Genomic DNA, 19,628 nt, shown 5'->3' with positions numbered 1-19,628 from the left:
CCCCCTGAGCCCAATCCACAAGTTCCTGATCCGCGCAAACATAGCGGAAGCGCTCGGATTGGACAATCCTGTTAACAAGTATTCACATTCAGGGCAACTTAAGAGGAGTCGGTAATGGCCGTTGTCACTTTTGTCTCCCACGACGGCGACAAGCACCAGGTGCCTCTCGATGAAGGCCAGTCACTCATGCAGGTCGCGACCAACAATGCAGTGCCTGGCATCGACGGCGACTGCGGAGGCGAAGCGGCGTGCGGTACCTGCCACGTCGTCGTCGATCCGCAGTGGTCCGATCAGGTCGGCTCCTCCGGCGTCGGCGAAGAGGAGATGCTCGCGATGAACCCCGAGCGTCAGCCGACCTCTCGGCTGTCCTGCCAGATGACGGCCTCCGAGGCATGGGACGGCTTGATCGTCCATCTGCCGGAGTTCCAGATGTGACGACGAAGGGAAGTGGTCAAACATGGTAAAAATCTCTGAAAAGGTCGCCGAGAAAGTTCAGGCGACCATCCCGATCGACCTGCAGATTCAAGGTGCACACGCCTACGACAAAACTCGGCGTTGGGTGACCGGTACGAACGGGAAGAAACTCTTTGTAGAGCGTCCTATTCCGCCGGCCGAGGAGGTCGAACTCGCCGACATCGATCTCAGCAATCCTTTTCTCTATCGCCAGGGGCGCTGGCAGTCATACTACGAGCGCCTGCGTAACGAAGCTCCGGTCCATTATCAGCGGCACAGTGCCTTCGGCCCGTTTTGGTCCGTCACCCGGCATGCCGACATCGTGGCCGTCGACAAGAATCATGAGGTCTTCTCCGCTGAGCCATTGATCGTCATCGGGGTGCCGCCCCGCTTCCTGGATATCAAGATGTTCATCGCGATGGATCCACCACGCCACGACCTGCAGCGGGCGGCTGTCCAAGGGGTGGTCGCACCCAAGAACCTACGGGAAATGGAGGGTCTGATTCGCTCGCGCGTAAGGGAGGTGCTGGATAACCTCCCCGTGGATCAGCCGTTCGACTGGGTTCACGACGTCTCGATCGAGCTGACCGCTCGAATGCTTGCGACCCTGCTGGACTTTCCGTACGAGCAGCGTCGCAAGCTTGTCGAGTGGTCGGATCTGGCAACCTCGATGGAGCAAACCAACGGCGGTCCCTCGGACCTTGACGAGACGTTCGTCGGCATGCGCGCCATGGCCCGAGATCTCAGCCGGCACTGGCACGACAAGGCGGCCCGGACCGGTGCCGGAGAAGAGCCTGGGTTCGATCTGATCACCATGCTGCAGAGCAATGAAAGCACCAAAGACCTGATCGACCGGCCGATGGAGTTCTTGGGCAACCTTCTGCTGCTGATCGTCGGAGGCAACGACACGACCCGGAACTCGATGAGCGGCGGCGTTCTCGCGTTGAACCGCTACCCGGACCAGTTCGAGAAGCTGAAAGCAAATCCCGACCTGATCCCCAACATGAACTCCGAGATTATCCGATGGCAGACGCCACTCGCCTACATGCGCCGGATCGCCAAGGCCGACACCATGCTGAATGGTCAGTTCATTCGCAAGGGTGACAAGGTCGTGATGTGGTACGCATCGGGAAACCGCGATGAGCGCGTATTCGATCGGCCCGACGACTTCATCATCGACCGGGACAACGCCCGCAACCACATCTCTTTCGGGTTCGGCGTCCACCGCTGTATGGGCAACCGGTTGGCCGAGATGCAGTTGCGGATCCTGTGGGAGGAGCTGCTTCCTCGTTTCGAGAAGATCGAGGTCATTGGTGAGCCCGAATACGTGCAATCCAACTTCGTCAGGGGAATCAGCAAGCTGATGGTCCGCCTCACCCCGAAAGCCGGCGCATGACTTTGCATCGAGCGGTCATCGTGGGCGCCAGCCACGCGGGCGCCCAACTGGCGGCCAGCCTTCGTCAAGAAGGATGGGACGGCGAGATCGTCCTCGTCGGCAATGAATCGGCAGCGCCCTACCAACGCCCTCCGCTGTCGAAGGCATATCTGGCCGGGAACTGCACAGTCGACAAGCTCGCGATCCGCAGCGCCGAGTTTTACACAAAGCTGCGAATCGAAGTTCTGGATGCGACGGTGGAGGCAATCGATCGCGCAGCGGGTCACCTCTCGCTGAGCACCGGCGAGGTGCTGCCCTACGACAGGCTCGCGCTGTGCACGGGCGCGCGCCCCCGTCGGCTCTCCACCCCAGGCGCCGACCTGGCCGGAGTCTTCTACCTACGCACCGCGGCGGACGTCGAGATGATCCGAGACGCCACCAGACCGGGGCGTCGAGCCGTGATCATCGGCGGCGGTTACATCGGATTGGAGACGGCTGCCTCCTTGCGTGCGTTGGGTCTAGAGGTCACCGTGCTCGAGGCGACGGAGCGCGTCCTCGAACGGGTGACCGCCCCGGAGGTATCGGCGTTCTTCGACCGGATCCACCGGGAGGCGGGCGTCAACATCCAGACGGGCGCGCGGGTCGAGGCTCTGTCTGGCGACGGCAAAGTCGGCGAAGTAGTCCTGGCCGGTGGCGAATCGATTTCCGCCGACCTCGTCATTGTCGGCATCGGCGTTGAGCCGAACACCGAGCTCGCCGCTGCCGCGGGCTTGGTCGTCGACAACGGCGTCGTGATCGACGACCAAGCCCAGACCAGCGACTCCGCCATCATGGCCGCCGGGGACTGCGTCAGCCACGACATGGCTCGTTACGGCCGCCGTATACGTCTGGAGTCCGTGCCCAGTGCGGCCGAGCAGGCCAAAGTCGCGGCGGCGACTTTGTGCGGGAAGTCCAAGAAGATATCAGCGCTGCCTTGGTTTTGGTCAGATCAATACGACCTCAAGCTCCAGATCGCGGGTCTCAACACCGGGTACGACGAGGTGGTCCTCAGCGGCGACCCGACCCGCGACCGCGACTTCACCTGCTTCTACCTGCGTGCCGGCGAGCTCATCGCCGCCGACTGCATCAATCGCCCCCGCGACTTCATGTTCAGCAAGCGGGTCATTACGCAGCAGGTCCCCGTCGAACGGGCCGAACTCATGCTCGCCGGCTCGGTCTGAGGTCATGGCTGCATGGGCGATGGGACGGCGACTGCGATTGCGACGCGTGTGTCGGAGACGAACGTCAGCGAGAACCGCCATCCAACTCCGCTGGCCGCGGGGACTGGCTAGCGGATGCCGCCGGGCACCTCGGCGGTGTTACCGCAGCGCATCAGAAGCTAGTGGAGGTCGCCAACAGGCGTGACGATTTTTGCGGGGGGAGCATCGTCTTGAGTCGATGCTCGCGACTGTTCTGTTCTGACAACGAGATTGGTGGAGATTGACGGTGGCGGTATTCAAGGACGAGGACGAGGTCTATGCCTTCTTGGGTGGGATCTTTCAACGGGGCTTGGAGAAGGAGGGACTGGCGGACAAGCTCGCAAATTCGGGTGTGGTGTTACGGGTGCACTACACCGATCCGGACGCGGTGGTAACGGTGGACATGCCGAAGAAGGTGGTGGAGACCGGAGCGGCCAGTACCGCGGTGCCCAACGTGGAGTTGTTCATGTCGGCGGACACTGGAAACAAGTTCTGGCTGGGCAAGGTGAACCTGACGATGGCGATGGCCAAGGGGACGGTGCGCGCAAAGGGCCCGGTGCCGAAGTTGATCAAGTTGATTCCGCAGGCCAAGAATCTGTTCCCCGAGTACCGGTTGATGCTGCAGAGTCAGGATCGGCAGGACCTCATCGATGCGTGACCGTCGCCTCATCAAGGGTTGTCGGGCGGGCTCTCGATGAGGAGCACGATGCAGGACGTTGCGTTGACGGTGCCCGCGATCGTGGCCCATGCTGCGGCAGTCCATGGCGATCGCGAGGTGTTGACCGCACGCGGACCCCAACAGATCTCTGGGGTGTCGTATCATGAGTTGGGGCAGCGTGCGGCGCGGTTGGCGAATGCGTTGCGCGAGATAGGCATTTGTGGAGACGAGCGTGTCGCGACGCTGCAGTGGAGCAACCAGGAGCACCTGGACTGTTACGCGGCGGTGCCGTCGATGGGTGCGGTGCTACATACGTTGAATCTGCGGCTGCCACCTGAACAGCTGACGTGGATCGCCAATCATGCCGAAGATCAGGTGATCATCGTCGACGGTACGGTGCTGAACCTGTTGGCGGCGGCGTTGCCGTCGATGACCTCGGTGCGCACGGTGCTGGTGACCGGCACGGGTGATCTTACCGCAGTGCAGGGCTGCGGAAAGGACGTCCTTCGCTACGACGATGTGGTGGCAGCCCAGCCGAGCACGTTCGACTGGCCCGACGTCGACGAGCAGTCGGCCGCAGCGATGTGCTACACGAGCGGTACTACCGGGCACCCGAAAGGCGTTGTCTACAGCCACCGTTCGACGTGGTTGCACTCTCAATCGGCGTGCACCTCGAACGCCTTGGGCATCGGTCATGACGACACGGTGTTGGCGATCGTTCCGATGTTCCACGCTAATGCCTGGGGGTTGCCGTATGCGGCGATGATGGCGGGGGCGCAGCTTCTGCTGCCTGACCGTTTCCTGCAGGCGGGGCCATTGGTGGAGATGATCGAGGCGGCCCGGCCCACGATGGCGGGCGCTGTGCCGACGATCTGGACCGATGTCTTGCACTACCTGCGCGACAATCCCGGCCACGACGTGAGTTCGCTGGAGATGGTGGCGTGCGGTGGTTCGGCGGTTCCGAGGTCGTTGATGACTGCCTATGACGAACTGGGCATCCGAATCGTGCAGGCCTGGGGGATGACTGAGACCTCCCCGCTGGCTGCGGTCGCTCTGCCGCGGAACACCGACACCCCGGAGAGGTCCCTTTACCTGCGGGGAACCCAAGGCAGGGTAGTGGCCGGTGTGCAGGCGCGCATCGTTGATGACAGCGGTGCAGAACAACCTTGGGACGGACTGTCGGTGGGGGAGATTCAGATCCGCGGCCCGTGGATCACTCAGTCCTATTACGAGCATGACAGTCCGGCGGTGTCGCCGGACGGTTGGTTATGCACCGGGGATGTCGGGACCATCAGCGCCGATGCGTTCATCACTCTCACCGACCGCGCCAAAGACGTGATCAAGTCTGGAGGGGAGTGGATCTCCTCGGTGGAATTGGAGAACGAGTTGGCCGCTCACCCTGCAGTACGCACCGCCACGGTGATTGGAGTGCCCGACGACAAGTGGCAGGAACGGCCGCTGGCAGTGGTGGTCCTGGCCGCTGACTGCACCGCCACCGCTGCGGAGTTGACTGAGTTCCTGCGTGCACGGGTGGCCAAGTGGTGGCTACCGGAACGGTGGGCGTTCGTCGCCGACGTTCCGTTGACGTCTACTGGCAAGTTCGACAAGAAGAAGCTGCGCCGCCAGCATGCCGACGGTGAGCTCGCCGTCGAGACGCTGGCGTGAACCATCCACTGCTACGGAAGCACCGACGTTGAGGAGAGGACACACATGAAAACACGCGCTGCCGTGCTCTGGGGCTTGGGAGAGAAGTGGGAGGTTGATGAGATCGAGCTGGATCCGCCCGGTGCGGATGAAGTGCTGGTCCGGTTGACCGCCAGCGGGTTGTGCCATTCAGACGAACACCTGGTGACCGGTGATCTGCCGTTTCCGCTGCCCGTCGTCGGTGGTCATGAAGGCGCCGGCACCGTGGTCGAGGTGGGTGCAGGTGTCGAGGACCTGGCCGAGGGCGATTCGGTCATCCTGACGTTCCTGCCGTCTTGCGGGCACTGCTCTTACTGCGCGCGCGGGATGGGAAACCTGTGCGACATGGGTGCGGCGATCATGATGGGACCCCAGATCGACGGCACCTACCGCTTCCATGCCCGCGGCGAGGATGTCGGCCAGATGTGCTTGCTGGGCACGTTCTCGGAATACACCGTGGTGCCGAAGGCCTCCTTGGTCAAGGTTGACCACGGGACACCGTTGGACAAGGCGGCCTTGATCGGTTGCGGTGTCACGACCGGTTACGGCTCGGCGGTACGCACCGGTGACGTGCGCGCCGGGGATACCGTGGTCGTGATCGGCGCCGGCGGCATCGGCATGAATGCGATCCAAGGCGCCCGCATCGCTGGCGCGTTGACCATCGTGGCTGTCGACCCAGTGGAGTTCAAGCGCGAACAAGCTGGCGGTTTCGGCGCGACGCATGCCGTTGCCACCATCGATGAGGCCTGGTCACTGATCAGCGACATCACCCGTGGCAAACTCGCCGACGTCTGCGTCTTGACCACCGACGTCGCCGAAGGGGCCTACACCGCTGAGGCGCTATCACTGGTCGGTAAACGCGGCCGTGTGGTCATTACCGCGATCGGACACCCCGAAGACACGTCGATGTCGGGCTCGCTGCTGGAATTAACGCTGTATGAAAAGCAGATCCGCGGTGCCCTCTACGGCTCGTCCAACGCCGCCCACGACATCCCGCGGCTCGTCGAACTCTACAACTCCGGACAACTCAAACTCGACGAGCTGATCACCCGTGAGTACACCCTCGATGAGATCAATGAGGGCTACGACGACATGCGGTCAGGCCGCAACATCCGAGGACTCATCCGATTCTGACAGAGCACCGAAAGCAGGGAAGCGCAAAACGGCACCAAGCGAGCTCAGTACAACGATGGCGATGCTGCGGGTCAGGGGCTCTCACCGTTGACGCTTTGATGCGGATAGCGATCGAAAGCAATGTTTCCCATAGTCATAGGCGGTCGAGCTGCGCGGGTGAGATTGGCTGCGGTCGACCAGTTCTGGCACCTACCGCCAGCCGCGACGCCTTGATGGAACGTAGCTTTCGATGAGTCTTAACAGTGCTATTGGACAAGAGAGGAAGCGGCGATGGCGAGGATTGAAATTCCCTATCCCCACAGGAGAGGAGGGCACTGTGGTTCCGGTGCGCTGCGTGACCTTACTGAATGGGCACAACTAGGATGGGGGACAGAAACACTCAGTGAAGGATTGGTCTTCACCCTCGGCGGAGCCTTGGACTTCTCGTACGTCCGCTCTACGCAATTGTTTCCCCAGATCTACCTGGTAGGACGAGGAAGCGACCTGGAAAAAGACTACCTCTCCCGAGTTGGTGCAAACTGCGTAGTGCGATCGACCGATGACGCAGACGTGGGATGGTCATTTGTTACCGACGAAGTCGACAAGGGCCGACCCGTCATGGTCTGGGCTGACATCGGCGAACTTCCTTACCTGCGCGTCCGATTGCACATGAGCCGTCACGACATCGTCATCACCGGATATGATGACGAACAAGGGGTTGCCTATGTGGTCGATAATGACCGCGAGACCACCCAAACGGTGGCTTATGACGACCTGCGCCGGGCGCGGTCCTCGGTAGGGTTCCCTACACCGACCCGGCACACCACATATCACGTCGACTGGCCGGAGCGAGTGCCCGACCTTGGGCCGATTGCCGCCACTGCATTAGCCGCGAGCGCAGCTTTCATGCGCGGCGGTGCCGTAGGTGCGCCGCTACTGCGCATCGAGGCAGCTGAAGTCGAGGCCTCCGGTTTGAAGGGTGTGCAGGAGTTCGCCGATGACGTACGGCATTGGCCAACGGTGTTTGATGACGACGCCCTGACCGCGGCATTGTTCGGGCTCGGGGCGTTCATCGAGAAAGCCGGAACCGGTGGCGGGCTCTTTCGTATGCTGCAAGCACAAGGTTGCCAGAATATCGCCGATCTCCTCGGGGACGCCGCCGCAGCCGAAGCGGCGGCCGCGGCCCGACACGCTTCCCAAGCGTGGTCTGAGCTTGCGGCCGCAGCCACCGATGCCGGCACATCGCTACGGAGTCGTAGTCTCGCTGCGGCCAAAATCGCCGCGACGATCCCGGACTCCGAAACACGCCTCGTCGAAGCCCTCGAAACGGCCAGTCGATCCGTTGGCACTGTCGATACCGGCCTCGAGGCTTATCTGAAAGGCTATCTGTGAGCGACACTTCAAACGAATCGAGTTTCCTGGAGACAACTGGGTTCCTCGATTGGCAGCACGACGATGTACAGCGCTTCACCGAGGACGCGGTCGGTGACGTTCGTGACCCTGTGCAGAAGGCGAGGTTGATCTTCACCGCTGTGCGGGACAGGATTTGGTACGATCCCTATAGCACCGACGACGATCCCGAGCATTATCGGGCGAGCTATGTAGCGACAGCGTCGAGGGCGTATTGCATACCGAAGGCGGTGCTGCTGACCGCGGCAGCTCGTGCGGCGGGCATTCCGGCCCGGCTCGGATTCGCGGACGTGCGCAACCATCTGCAGACCACCACATTGCGTGCCCGGATGGGAGGTACCGACGTGTTCGTCTACCACGGATATAGCGAATTACAACTCAACAACCGCTGGGTGAAGGCCACTCCGGCGTTCAATGCCGAGCTCTGCGCGCGATTCGGTGTACCTCCGATCGACTTCGACGGCCACACCGATGCGCTCCTCCATGCCTACGACGGTGGGGGAAGCCAACACATGGAGTACCTCAACGACCGCGGTTGGTACCACGATCTCCCCTTCACCGACATCGTTACAGAGTTGCATCACCGGTACGGCCCGCTCATGGCTGGCGCTGGAGCCCAGCGTGACGCCTTCTCCCAGGAGTTGTGAGGCGCTGCGGACTGTGTGCCAGTTCATTGTGACGCGATCTGGCCGGCTATGAATACACTGCAGTCCAAGGGATTACGGGCAGGACCAGATAGCCGACAGTGTCCTAATCGGAAGGTGTGTCGCAGCGATGATCTCGGCGGGCTAACGAGTCCTACATACATATCTACCGGCGATCAGCCCAGTCGACGCCGGCGCAATTCTTCAGTCGTGTGGTGAACCACGCGCTACGAGGGTCTATTTAGGAGGGTTTCGTCATCGAAGAGCAAGCGGAAGAAGATTCGGCCATCGCATGGTGGCATAGCTTTCAGGATCGTGCTGTCGCCGCCGACGGCGACTACCTTGATGCGCACCACCCGTGGTGCCTTGGTTGCGGCACAGACAATCCGCACGGTCATCGCCTGCGAGCGCGTCGGCATGGCGACGGGGTGGGTGCCAGGCATATCTTCGACGGCAGACATCGCGGCGCACCCGGTATCGCACATGGCGGCGCAGTCATGACCGTACTCGACGACATGGTGGGCATGTTGCTGTACGTCGTCGGTGAGATGGCCGTCACCCGCAGGTTCGATACCGAGTTCTACGCGCCGGTGTTGCTGGGGGTCCCCTACGAGGTCAGCGCGGAGCTGGTGTCCAAGACCGGCCGGAAACTCGAAGTCCGGACAGAATTGCGCGAGGAGACTACCGGTCAGCTAGTCGCGTCCGCCTCAGGGTTATTCGTCGTCGTCACGATGGCGCACTTCACTAGTTCCATACAGAAGGCGACTTCGACACCCTGCATTGTGCGGTCACCCAGGGAGGGAAGATGCTGAGCACCAGCCTTGGAGGTGGCGCACGGCTGGCCGCGCGCGTTCCACGTCTCTTACCCCGCTCGACGCAAACATCATCAACGCACTCATGTACCTGGTCGCCGAGGATCACCTCCACCAGACGGCGGCCACGGGTCAGCGCCGTCGTATTCGACGGCCCGCGCCCGCGCACAGGAGACCGGTCATGAGCACCTACGGCCTGTCGGTTCTCGGCGCGGATTTGAAGTCACTGGCCCAGACCGCACACGCCGCCGATGCGGCCGGGTTCGACGCCGTATGGGCCTCGGAGTTCTACTCCCGGTCGGGTTCGATCTCCATGGCCGCGATGGCCAACTGCACACAGAACTGCCGGATCGGTTCCTCCATTCTCTACGGCGTCGGCCGAAGCCCCCTGGTGCTGGCCACCGAGGCGCGTGATCTCGACGAACTCTCCAACGGACGGCTGGTGCTGGGCATCGGCAACGGCACCAAGCGGATGATGAGCGACTGGCACGGCGTGCCCGACACCTCCGCGCCCGCGCTGCGGATGGAAGAACTCGTGATGCTGCTGCGCCGGATATGGAACCTGCATGAAGGCCCGATCCATCACGAGGGTCGTTTTTACAGAATGAATCTCACGCCGACCGGCGACGTGGGACCCTCCAGCCGGCCGATCCCGATCGTCACCGCCGGTGTCCGGCCTCGGATGTGCGAGGCGGCCGGGCGGGTGGCCGACGGGCTGGCCGGACATCCCCTGTTCACCACCACCTACGTCGAGGAGATCGTCCGGCCCGCTATCGCCAGGGGTGCCGCGCACACCGGCCGCGACCCCAATGACGTGGAAATCATTTCCATGGTGATGTGCGCCATCCACGACGACGCCGAGGTCGCCAGGCGCGAACTGGCGCAGCAGATTGCGTTCTACTCCTCGGTCAAATCCTACGAGACGGTACTTGATGTGAACGGCTTCGCCAGCGAAGGCCGAACCATCCGGGAAGCATTCGCCCAGCGCGATTTCCCGGCGATGTTCGCCGCGGTGTCCGAGGAGATGATCGACACCATGGGCGTCGCGGGGACGGCACACGAGGTCCGTGAACAGCTGAGACGCTACGACGGCGTCCTCGACCACATCATGCTGTATTCACCATCGGTTGGCATCGCTCCCGAGCGCGTGCAGCAAAACCTCGACAGCATCATTCGGGAATGCTCGCCCGCCTCGATGTCGCCAGGGCAGTCCGGTCCACGTTCAATCTGATCCACGCATTGCCGCCGAAGTTGACCCGTCCCCGTCCGCGGTCGCATTTAGTGCGTCTGTCGCGCCGACCCCGCCGACGGTTGTGCGGCGTTGTTGAGGATGTTGGCGTCGTCGCTGTCGGGGAGGTCGTGGCGGACCACGCGTACCCGCCCCCGGGGTAGGCATGCCATGTAGCCGTGGCGCTTGCCGTACAACTCCCATGCCGTTTCCTCGGAATCGGGGTCGACGTCGATGCTGTGTCCACGCGAGAACCTCAGGTGTAGCCCTCCATCGTCGCCGGACCAGGCCTGAGTGCACACCGCGCCGGCGAGGTTCAACAACGGGCGTTCGTCAGTCGCGATCTTGAGTGGATCGATGCGTACCGCTTCTGCGGGATACGGGTCGACCGCAGGCAGTGTCAGCAGCAAGGGGCACGAGATGACAATCTCGTTGTAGTCGTCCAGGTCCAGGACCAGGCCGTCGCGCACGGAGACGCGTTGCACGACACAATTTTCGATCCATTGGGTATACATGGCACTCTCCTTCGCCGCGTCATCGAGCCTCGCCCTAAGGGTACTTCAGGTAGCGCTGCGATACTACTAGTATCGTTATGCGGTTTCCGCGGGTCGTGCGCGGCTGGTCACCACGCGCCGAGTGGCCAGGTCGATGCGTTCGCGAGTATCGGCGGCCGACGCTCGGTGGCCACAAAAGGCCACGAGGTTGGCCAGCCACACGTCGGAGATGATCGCGGCGATGTGTAAATCGGCTGGAGTCGGTTCGCCGCCCCTGAGCGTGCGGGCCAGCAGGGTCTGAATTTCGGCGGCGGCGCAGTCTAGTTCTGCGGCTGCCCGGGTGTCTGCAACGGCGAACGCTCGTGTCATGGCTGATGTCAGCCAGGGATCGCGCTGCCAGCGGTCATGTAGGTGTGTGGTGAGACGTTCGAGCCGTTCCAATGGCGTGCCGTCACCGCTAGCCCAGTCGTCAGCCGAGTCGAGTCGGCGAAACTCGCGCGATAGCGCCGCCACCAACAAGTTGGTCTTCGCCGGGAAGTGGCGGTAGAGCGTGCCGACGGCGATACCGGCCCGCTCGGCGACCGACCGCATCTGAACCGCCTCATAGCCACCTGACGTGGCCACGAGCAGGGCCGCGTCCAGAATCGCTTCCCGGCGCTGGGTGGATGAATGCGAGGCGGGCGCTACAGCGGTCCGCGTCCGGCCGCCGGCTGATTTTGCCTCCAGCGGTCGGGTTTTGCCATGGCTGCGAGAAAGGGGGAGCGTCATGGTCGCCCGTCGTCGAGGCCGCCGTGACGTGAGAACTGTTCGAGAAGGCCGCCAAAAGCACTGACGTCGCCGTGCGCAGCGAAGTGATCCTGGCTGACCGCGACAAATACCGCAGTGGCGGTGAAGCGGTTGGCCCCATCGGAATCAGTGCCCGTCGCCATGACGTGCAGAGCCCGTCCTTCGCGGCACCGGATGTGGGCGGTGATCCTGTGGGGTTGATGCAGAGGTACCGGCCGCAGATACTCCACTGTCAGGCTGCGAGTCACCGCTGGTGTGCCGGCGATCCACAATGTGAATCCCAAGACGTCATCGCACGCCGCCGCAACTGCTCCGCCATGGGCCAGCCCAGGAGCCCCGATGTGGCGCTCGTCGAAAATCACGTCGGAGTACACCGCGTCGCCGCGGCGGTGCACCACCAACTGCAGTCCGTGGGGATTGTCGGGGCCGCAACCCATGCACGTTGTCGTGTGCGAAGGTAACCGCTTCGGCAGCGACGCGCTTTCCGGCACAATCACGCTCCAATACTATCGGTTTCGCTTCGATACCGTTAGTACCACACTGCTAGACTGCCAGGACAGCATCGCGTGAAATCGACCGCCGAGGTGAATGAGTGAGCGACAGTCAGCCAGCGCCGGTCCCTGACGATGACGTGGACCCGCGGCGAATCCGGTCTCGAAATCGACTGCTGGATGCAGCCGCGACCCTTCTGAGCACTGGCGGCGTGGAAGCCGTCACGATCGATGCCGTCACCAAAGCGTCCAAAGTGGCCAGAACCACGCTTTACCGCCATTTCCAAAGTTCGTCGCACCTGCTCGCAGCCACGTTCGAACGCTTGCTTCCCCAGGTGGCGACTCCGGTACCGACCAGCGGCCCTCTGCGTGACCAGTTGATCGAATTGCTAAGCCGCCAAGCCGCTCTTTTCAACGACGCGCCACTGCATGTCACGACGCTGGCATGGCTGTCCCTTGGTCCCACCGGCCCGACGAACGAAGCCGATGATCGACACACATCCGGCGCGTTGCGGGCCCGAGTCGTCGACCAGTACCGGCAACCGTTCGACGCCATACTCTCTAGCCCGACGGCGCAAGCCGAGTTGGAGAACTTCGACCGAGAACTGGCGCTGTGCCAACTGGTCGGCCCACTGGCGTTTGCCCGGATGACCGGGATTCGCGGCATCACTCACGACGACTGCGAGAACCTCGTCGATGGCTTTCTCGCCGCCCACTGCAAGAGCGACGATGGCGAGACCAAGCGCGTGAAGGCCGCCAGTCTGCATGCAGGGCGACCGCTCGCATAGCCCTCTAGCGGCAACGAGTTTCACTGCGCCCAGTCTGGCTGGTCTTCGAACTTTCCTCTGCACTCCAGTCACGTCGGCGATGGCACCGGCGAAATGTTCGCCGTCACTCGCTAGGGGCCGTGCACGCAGATCGCAGGCATGCCCACGACGACTATGTCGGGCCAGGCGACGTGAACCGCCTCAGCGTTCGCAGTGCGGTTGCTCGCGTTGAGACCCCGTAGCACTTTCGTCAATGGCATTGCGGATCGATGCGTGTTTATCGTCCGACGAAAAGTGATCGTGCTGGCCCCAGAGTGCAAGAGGTGTGTCGGAATTGGAGGAACTGGCTGGCAGGGATGGCTTGGTGGCAAGCGGGGCGGGTTACTCGGCAGTGACGACAGCGGCCGGGGCGCGCCATCGGAAGTGACGCTGAGCGACGCGCGGAACTGAGACGAATGTGGCTGTGGTCGTGGACGAAACCTCGTGTTGCTTCGTAGGTTGTCGACATGACTGCTGTGTCGAAACTGGAGGCGCGTCGTCGCGCCGTCGAGGCGCAACGCCGAGCGAACGAAGTGCGAGCGCAGCAGGACCGTGCCAACGCCGATGACGCGACCGCCGTTCGGGCGTTGATCGGACGCCTGCAGGATGTGGACGAATGGCAGGCCCGTCGCGTCGCGCAGTCTCGCCAGCAAGCGGAGGCGGAGGCGCAGCGCAGGCGCAGCCGCTATTACGCGGAAGCCTGTGCATCGATCAAGGACATGCGGGAACGTGGCGCGACGTTGGCGGCTATCGCCGAGCTGGTCGGTGTTGATGTCAGAGAGATACGCGCGCTGCTGCGCAGCAAGGCGGCGAAAGCCGTTAAGAAGCAACCGGCTGCGCGCGCTGATGCATGGCGCGACGCTCGTGTGGACACGGAGTGGCCGCGGTGCGTGCGATGCGATGTGTTGATGATGGATCCTGAAGACAGGCCACGTCGCGGACGCTGCCGGCTCTACTGCTCGGACACGTGTCGGCGCGACTCATCTGCTGCACGCATGGCTGCCGAGCGCCACGGAACGCCGATCCGCGTCGTCGAGGTGCCGAGGGCCGGTTCCGCGACCGACCTCGCCCTGACGCCTGAAGATTCACCGGCTCCTGTCCCTGTCAGCGCGCTCGACGCCGCAGACATTGCCTCCCGGGACGAGCGGGCGCTGTGCACGCTGCTAGCGAGGCTCACGGAACGGGCACGGCACAAGGACCTCGACCGAGCGACTCTGACGGCGGCGCGTGATCTCGCCAAAGCTGTTTATCCGTATCGCGCCTGAACGGCTCAGCAACCGTATCGATCATCTGGTCGTCAACGCCCGTTGTGCCCGCGTGATGCGCGCTGCGTAACCTGGGTCACGTGGCAGATAACCCGCCAGGCAATCGATGTGCGTCCTGCGCAACATCGGCATCGGCGTTGCCGAGCGCCCTAGGGCGGATCCGTCGCCAGTGAGCGCAGTCGCTCGTAACCTGCCTTCTGACTCCGCGATCCGGCCGGGAGCGGACCGCGGCGTGCTTCGATAGGTACGTGGGGCCACCCTGTCCGAAATCAGCTGTGCGATTGGTGAGGCGGACACCCCGAGTGGGTCTATGCAAACCGTCCGCGCTCGAGAGTCGGCGCTTCGATGGGTACCGACGCGCGATAGAGTCGCACGGGGCATTTGTCGACCGTGAGGAAATGGATTGGTTCCCAAGTAATCCCGGCGGCGTTCAATGACTTCCGATGGGACTTCCATTCGTCGCGAAGCGGTTTCTTCTCCGACGGTCCGAAGCGGACGTCTGTCAGCACGAGTAGTCGCACACGCTTCGGATACAGTGTGGTCCCCTCGACGATCTCCAAACGAAGCTGTTCGACGTCATCGCACCAGTCCTGCGACTTCTTCGCCTTCGAAATGAGTTTGCGCAGAGCTTCGAATACCGGACCGGCAAGCGCATCGTGCACAGCAGGCCGGCCAAGTTTGCTGGCAAGGCGCTGTCCGAGAATGAGCTCGTCCTCAATCGAGGCGAACCCCACGACCGGTTCCTGCGCAGCGAGCAAACCCTTGCTGACCGGAACGATCGCGCGCAGGTCCACGGCCCAAACCGCTCCAGGAACCGGAGGCTCACTTAGCCAGACGTAGTCGGAGAGCTGATGGTCTTTGATCTGCTGGACCTTCTCCGTCGAAAAGACTGAGATGTCGCGTACCGGGCATGCCTGCACCAGCGGATGCCGCATCCCGGGACCGCCCGCAATGTCGCAGGTCTGTGACACCACCGCGGCATACCCGCTGTCACTCAATGGTGCTGACCGAGCACGCACCTCACCCAACGCTCCATCGGCAGCGGGTTCTCCGGTTACAGGGTCGTCTACCCACGCTGGGACGATCCATGCGCCGCGATCCATCGGGAGAAGATGCCCTTGCCGCCACCGCTCCAGAGCGAGAAGCGTGTGCGGGGGCCATCGCTCCGGCAGGAGTCGATCAATAGTCACCGGGCGAATCCGTCCTCGACGTTCTCGGTCACCACCGGACCACCGGTTCGAATGATCGGTGTCTCGACGTGTTCGGCGATCCCCTCGTATACCGAAGTGCCGATCTCTCGCCGAGGGAACGGCGTCCGATCCACAGCCAGGTCAACGAGGTCGTCGAACCGGCCGTCGAGTAGTGCGGAGGCTCGCTTCTTGTCGGCACGCAGCCACCTGTTCATCGGCTGGTCCAGTGTGCTGCGGAGGTCGTCGACGGCGTCCGCCAACTCCCACAGTCCACCCAAGCTGGCTACACGGGGCCGGCTGGCGGGGGGCTTTGCCGCCCACGAGTGGAACGTGCGCTTGTTGATGCCGGTGGCCTTGAACATCTCCTTCTGCGTTAGGCCCAGTTCGGCTCGGATTCGTTCGAAGGCATCAAGAACATCGACCGTCTCGTCGACCTGTTGCTCGTCGGACAGCACCGTATCGATGAATGTATACGGCATCGTCAACCACAGCGCCGAGCCCGGAAGGTTCATCTGCCCGTCGAGACTCTTGAAAACTTCGACGCGAACCTGATCCCATCCGCACGGGTCGAGGGCTCCAGAGAAATGCGCGACGACATCCCGCAACCCCGGCGATGAACTCATCTCCACGAACGTGCTGGACCAGAGTCCGTCCTCGCAAGGGGCCGGGTACAGGCCCTTTTGTGCTCGGGCCCAGGAAGGTGACCGGAGCACGCGGGAGCCGGTCGGCTGCTGCTCCATGATCGTCATTTCGCGCTCCCTTCTCGAAGCTCTTTCAGGTAGGTATCGGTAACCGACGCCTGAAAAAGTGACAACGAAGTGCGGTTCAGCCGCTCCGCTGAGATGACGACCTCTCGCACGTCGAACGTGAATGAGGAGTGGCGGAACACGTCCGTATCGAGTAGATACTGCACGCACTTGCCCGAATCATCGCGAACTGGTCCATGCCGCAGCAACGCGCCGTGATGATCATCAAGCCGGATCTCCACCTGCTGTTGAGCACCTCGAACACTGCCGCCGAACACTGGGTTAAGCACAGGGCCCAGAAGGGTGTCGTCGATCCGGCCACGCCAAGCCTCTGCAGAGTTGAACCCACTGTCATGGAAGCGGTCGACGTACCGCAGACCGATGCGGTGCACCAACGATGGCTTGACTAACCGTCCGAGAGATTCGACCAGAACGGTTAGCGGAGCCTTCATGCTGGTACGCCACCGCTCGTAGCGGTTGACCTGCATGATCAGGATGTCGGGCATGAGCGTGACGTGTGCTCCGTCCGCGGAAGCAATTTGCCACCCACTGGACTCCGCTGCCACCTGGGAAACGCCGTTGGCCCCGAAGTCGATCCTCATCTGCTGTTGGACGGTGGGTTGAATGCTCGGGAAGTCCACCCCCGTGTTCTCCACAAGGTCGTCCCGGAAAGCAGCGGCGACCTCCGGTGTGATCTCGTCGGTACGGGCGGTATACCGGATCTCGATCACTGCGACTTCGAGGGGAGCGTTTCCGAGCAGGGTCGGATCGGCCGAGGGCAGCCCCCCCAATGGAACGTCCTCAGCTGGGCGAAGTGTGTGTGGATCGATGGTCATACTGTCCTGTCCATAGAGATGCACCTTAGATGCACCTACCGACAAGTGTAGGCGCTATCGTCAGAGATGAGGAGCAGGAGAGGCAGCGGCCCCCGGTCCGGAAATAGCGAACGCGGCTTCAAGGGATCTATGCGCCGCTCGATCGCATCTCGTCTGTCGACACGGGAGTGCGAAAGGCCATTTCGAAGCGGATGGTGCCGCCGCAAAACGGAACCTACCTAAGGACGGCTTAGGCGCAGTGTGCTGCTCTGCCGCCGTTGGGCCGGCCCGCACGCCGTCAGAGAGCCATTTGCCCTTCCAACACCGTGGGCTGTCAACGCGGCGATCTCGGCAGGTAGGTCAGCCACGAAGCGGAGCTCCAGTTCGTCGATTGCGTCTCGTCGCGCCGCTTCGAGAAGCAGGGTCGCATCGTCACGATGGGGGAGAACTCCGTGATCGCGCGCATAGCGATCTGTGACGGTATCGATGAGATCGTCCAACGAGGTGGTGAGAAGAAGCGCATCGTCGCCGGCGTGGCGCTCTGCGAACTCCTCGCGGCGTTCGCTGGACCATGTTGCTGGATAAGAAAGATCTGACAGATACAGCTGCTTGATGGCCGCCTCCAACTGGCCTGACCACCCGTAGTCAGGCCAGTCGTGGATGACCGCCTGGACGATCGCGTCGAATTGCGTGCTCACGAAGACCACTCCTCCCGTTGAGGGACCTGGTCCAGATTCTGCCCGATGGTGCCGACGCCGCTAGCCCGACAAGCGCGGTCACGACGCCTCGACGTCTAGATCGTCGGCTGAATGACCCTTCGGGACAGTCTGGCGGTGCGCGGGCAGCTCTTGAACAGAGGACGACTGCTCCCGCGGAGCCGAAATGCGCGAGGGACGCGAGGATTGCGAGTGTTGTTTGGCCGACACATCTTTGTAGGGCGGGTAGACGGTCCACAACAGGACATTCCGATGATTTCGAGCGCCATCGTCTTCGATCGCCCAACCCAGACTCCGTAGCGCGGGTGCGTGCCGTCGTAGGACGGCCGTGACATCCCGCCCGTTCCGGGGCCACTCCTTCGGCCTGCGCCAGGTGTCGCCGGTTGGCGTGACTGTCGCCAGCAGGTCGCCTCCGGACTTTGCGACGAGCGGTTCCCGGATGTGCAGCCGTAGCTGTTCGATGAACGGGTCGGCGGACAGGCTGTCTTCGGAGAGTTGATTGGCGCGTGACAGGTAACGCCGGAAGCCATGGGTCGACAGAATCTCGTCAACGGCCGCCAGCGTGCGACTGAAGTCCGCCATCCGTGGCGACACGTCGACCGAAATGGTTTCCAGCCGTTGATGGACGACGGCGGCCAGATCGAGAAGCCCGCCCAAAATCCCTGGTAGAGCCGTGCGCCACTGTTGTCGCATCGTGGCTTCCGGTTGTCGCATGTGGCGATCAATGCGTCGCAGGTCGACAGTCGCCAGTCGCTCCGCGAGGTCGGGCCGCACTGCTCCGACGTCGATGCCGTTGATGATGACGCACCGCCGAAATTTGATGACTGCGAGATCGGAGTCTGTGTACAACGCCCGTTTGACGTTGCCGTCGCCGGTGGCGGCGCGGCACAGAGAATCCGACAACCACGGCGAGATAGTCGACAGGTTGTCCAAGGCAACGACCCACGAACCGGAGGCTGCAGTGACCCACGAGTCGGCGTCACGCGGTGCCTGCCGCAGGGGGACCGGTGACGGGTCGATGAGATCGACCAGCATGCGCGTGGTTGTGCTCTTGGCGCTGCCCTGCTCGGCGAACAGCGCCAAGATCGGGTGGGGGACGTCCGTCTGGACAAGAGCGGCAACGAGGGCAGCAAGGAGGACCGGTCGGTCTTCAAAGTCGACGTTGACGAAATCCCAGAGCTTCTCGACATTCCCGCCCTGAGCCGGCAGCGGCATCGCCCCGGTCAACTTGGTACGCAGAAAGCGCACAGGTGCCCGTTCGGTGAGCGTCCACCGGCCCTGTCGGATACGAATCGTCTGGACATCGGGCCGTCCGGTGTCGATGTAAATGGTGCCGTCATCGTCAGCGACGCGGAGGTTGAGGCGTTCGGGCGGCTTCGTGGCAGCCAAACCTTCGAGGATCAGGGTGGCGTCAGTCAGCGCCTGGCCGCCGGCGACCGCGCCGGTTTCGGCGAAGTACCGTGCGGCGAGGTCGGCGCGTAGACCGGCCTTGCCGGCGCGGAGCAGCATCACCAAGTGCGGGCGGTCGCGGTCAGCGCCGAACGGCTCGCCCTCTTCTGAGAGCCCGAGCAGGTAGCGTTCCTGTGCCATGCTGACCAAGCGTGCGGCTACCGACTTCTTGTCCGTCTCGGTGTTGTCGCTCATAGGATTTCCTGCATACGGTGCTTATGCAGGCTGCGTTGACGAGCTATTCTCATGTGGAACT

21 protein-coding genes are annotated in these 19,628 nt (G+C 62.8%); 12 read left to right on the top strand and 9 right to left on the bottom strand.

Annotated features, from left to right (window positions below; translation table 11 throughout):
- The first annotated feature begins 114 nt into the window (after window positions 1-114).
- The 8 genes from KXD97_RS04615 (at window position 115) to KXD97_RS04580 (ending at window position 8,577) form a co-directional block, all read left to right on the top strand.
- Entirely contained in the window at window positions 115-435 is a 321-nt protein-coding gene (locus tag KXD97_RS04615) for a 2Fe-2S iron-sulfur cluster-binding protein (RefSeq protein ID WP_011895435.1), read from the top strand.
- 22 nt (window positions 436-457) lie between these two features.
- Complete coding sequence (locus KXD97_RS04610; RefSeq protein ID WP_011895434.1) at window positions 458-1,849, top strand: cytochrome P450; 1,392 nt, start codon at window positions 458-460, stop codon at window positions 1,847-1,849.
- A complete protein-coding gene (locus KXD97_RS04605; protein WP_067992193.1) occupies window positions 1,846-3,048 on the top strand; it encodes an NAD(P)/FAD-dependent oxidoreductase in 1,203 nt (400 codons plus the stop codon). The genes KXD97_RS04610 and KXD97_RS04605 overlap by 4 nt, the downstream gene beginning before the upstream one ends.
- A gap of 265 nt (window positions 3,049-3,313) precedes the next feature.
- Window positions 3,314-3,724 carry an SCP2 sterol-binding domain-containing protein gene (locus tag KXD97_RS04600; RefSeq protein WP_067992196.1) on the top strand — a complete coding sequence of 137 codons (411 nt, stop codon included), beginning with the start codon at window positions 3,314-3,316 and terminating at the stop codon, window positions 3,722-3,724.
- 36 nt (window positions 3,725-3,760) lie between these two features.
- On the top strand, window positions 3,761-5,389 hold the full coding sequence (locus KXD97_RS04595) for a fatty acid--CoA ligase (RefSeq protein ID WP_068001990.1): 1,629 nt from the start codon (window positions 3,761-3,763) through the stop codon (window positions 5,387-5,389).
- 45 nt (window positions 5,390-5,434) lie between these two features.
- On the top strand, window positions 5,435-6,541 hold the full coding sequence (locus KXD97_RS04590; protein WP_067992199.1) for an NDMA-dependent alcohol dehydrogenase: 1,107 nt from the start codon (window positions 5,435-5,437) through the stop codon (window positions 6,539-6,541).
- Between the two features lie 270 nt (window positions 6,542-6,811).
- Window positions 6,812-7,912 carry a BtrH N-terminal domain-containing protein gene (locus KXD97_RS04585; protein WP_067992202.1) on the top strand — a complete coding sequence of 367 codons (1,101 nt, stop codon included), beginning with the start codon at window positions 6,812-6,814 and terminating at the stop codon, window positions 7,910-7,912.
- On the top strand, window positions 7,909-8,577 hold the full coding sequence (locus tag KXD97_RS04580; RefSeq protein WP_043985051.1) for a transglutaminase family protein: 669 nt from the start codon (window positions 7,909-7,911) through the stop codon (window positions 8,575-8,577). The genes KXD97_RS04585 and KXD97_RS04580 overlap by 4 nt, the downstream gene beginning before the upstream one ends.
- A 224-nt stretch (window positions 8,578-8,801) precedes the next feature.
- Here the strand turns inward: KXD97_RS04580 and KXD97_RS04575 are convergent, their stop codons facing one another.
- Complete coding sequence (locus tag KXD97_RS04575; protein ID WP_162291742.1) at window positions 8,802-9,035, bottom strand: hypothetical protein; 234 nt, start codon at window positions 9,033-9,035, stop codon at window positions 8,802-8,804.
- Here KXD97_RS04575 and KXD97_RS04570 point away from each other — a divergent pair.
- Window positions 9,003-9,386 (top strand): PaaI family thioesterase, encoded by a 384-nt coding sequence (locus tag KXD97_RS04570; protein WP_078281697.1) that lies wholly within the window; start codon window positions 9,003-9,005, stop codon window positions 9,384-9,386. The genes KXD97_RS04575 and KXD97_RS04570 overlap by 33 nt on opposite strands.
- Before the next feature lie 181 nt (window positions 9,387-9,567).
- Window positions 9,568-10,617, top strand: a complete 1,050-nt coding sequence (locus KXD97_RS04565) for an LLM class flavin-dependent oxidoreductase (protein WP_062655119.1) — start codon at window positions 9,568-9,570, stop codon at window positions 10,615-10,617.
- Window positions 10,618-10,664: 47 nt separating this feature from the next.
- On the opposite strand, the gene KXD97_RS04560 is transcribed toward KXD97_RS04565, so the two are convergent.
- From KXD97_RS04560 to KXD97_RS04550, 3 genes are all read right to left on the bottom strand, one after another.
- Window positions 10,665-11,129 (bottom strand): DUF6188 family protein, encoded by a 465-nt coding sequence (locus KXD97_RS04560; RefSeq protein WP_062655118.1) that lies wholly within the window; start codon window positions 11,127-11,129, stop codon window positions 10,665-10,667.
- 75 nt (window positions 11,130-11,204) lie between these two features.
- On the bottom strand, window positions 11,205-11,876 hold the full coding sequence (locus tag KXD97_RS04555) for a TetR family transcriptional regulator (RefSeq protein ID WP_067992207.1): 672 nt from the start codon (window positions 11,874-11,876) through the stop codon (window positions 11,205-11,207).
- A complete protein-coding gene (locus KXD97_RS04550; RefSeq protein WP_218620378.1) occupies window positions 11,873-12,331 on the bottom strand; it encodes a PaaI family thioesterase in 459 nt (152 codons plus the stop codon). Before KXD97_RS04550 ends, KXD97_RS04555 begins: the two co-directional genes overlap by 4 nt.
- 155 nt (window positions 12,332-12,486) lie before the next feature.
- Between KXD97_RS04550 and KXD97_RS04545 the strand changes: the two genes are divergently transcribed.
- Window positions 12,487-13,173, top strand: coding sequence for a TetR/AcrR family transcriptional regulator (locus KXD97_RS04545; RefSeq protein WP_067992211.1), 687 nt, complete (start codon window positions 12,487-12,489; stop codon window positions 13,171-13,173).
- A 485-nt stretch (window positions 13,174-13,658) separates the two neighbouring features.
- A complete protein-coding gene (locus KXD97_RS04540) occupies window positions 13,659-14,456 on the top strand; it encodes a hypothetical protein (protein ID WP_067992214.1) in 798 nt (265 codons plus the stop codon).
- 308 nt (window positions 14,457-14,764) lie between these two features.
- On the opposite strand, the gene KXD97_RS04535 is transcribed toward KXD97_RS04540, so the two are convergent.
- The 5 genes from KXD97_RS04535 to KXD97_RS04515 all read right to left on the bottom strand — a co-directional run bounded on the left by KXD97_RS04535 (window position 14,765) and on the right by KXD97_RS04515 (window position 19,567).
- On the bottom strand, window positions 14,765-15,559 hold the full coding sequence (locus KXD97_RS04535; protein WP_070953155.1) for a hypothetical protein: 795 nt from the start codon (window positions 15,557-15,559) through the stop codon (window positions 14,765-14,767).
- Window positions 15,560-15,642: 83 nt separating this feature from the next.
- On the bottom strand, window positions 15,643-16,269 hold the full coding sequence (locus KXD97_RS04530) for a hypothetical protein (RefSeq protein WP_133052440.1): 627 nt from the start codon (window positions 16,267-16,269) through the stop codon (window positions 15,643-15,645).
- 122 nt (window positions 16,270-16,391) lie between these two features.
- Window positions 16,392-17,228, bottom strand: coding sequence for a TIGR04255 family protein (locus tag KXD97_RS04525; RefSeq protein WP_070953156.1), 837 nt, complete (start codon window positions 17,226-17,228; stop codon window positions 16,392-16,394).
- Between the two features lie 218 nt (window positions 17,229-17,446).
- Window positions 17,447-17,905, bottom strand: coding sequence for a transposase (locus KXD97_RS04520; protein ID WP_131822210.1), 459 nt, complete (start codon window positions 17,903-17,905; stop codon window positions 17,447-17,449).
- A 78-nt stretch (window positions 17,906-17,983) separates the two neighbouring features.
- Window positions 17,984-19,567 (bottom strand): ATP-binding protein, encoded by a 1,584-nt coding sequence (locus KXD97_RS04515; RefSeq protein WP_067992223.1) that lies wholly within the window; start codon window positions 19,565-19,567, stop codon window positions 17,984-17,986.
- Window positions 19,568-19,628 lie beyond the last annotated feature (61 nt).

Origin of the sequence: Mycobacterium sp. SMC-8, assembly GCF_025263565.1 — a bacterium.
Lineage (GTDB): Bacteria > Actinomycetota > Actinomycetes > Mycobacteriales > Mycobacteriaceae > Mycobacterium.
This window is presented reverse-complemented; position numbering and strand designations above follow the sequence as displayed.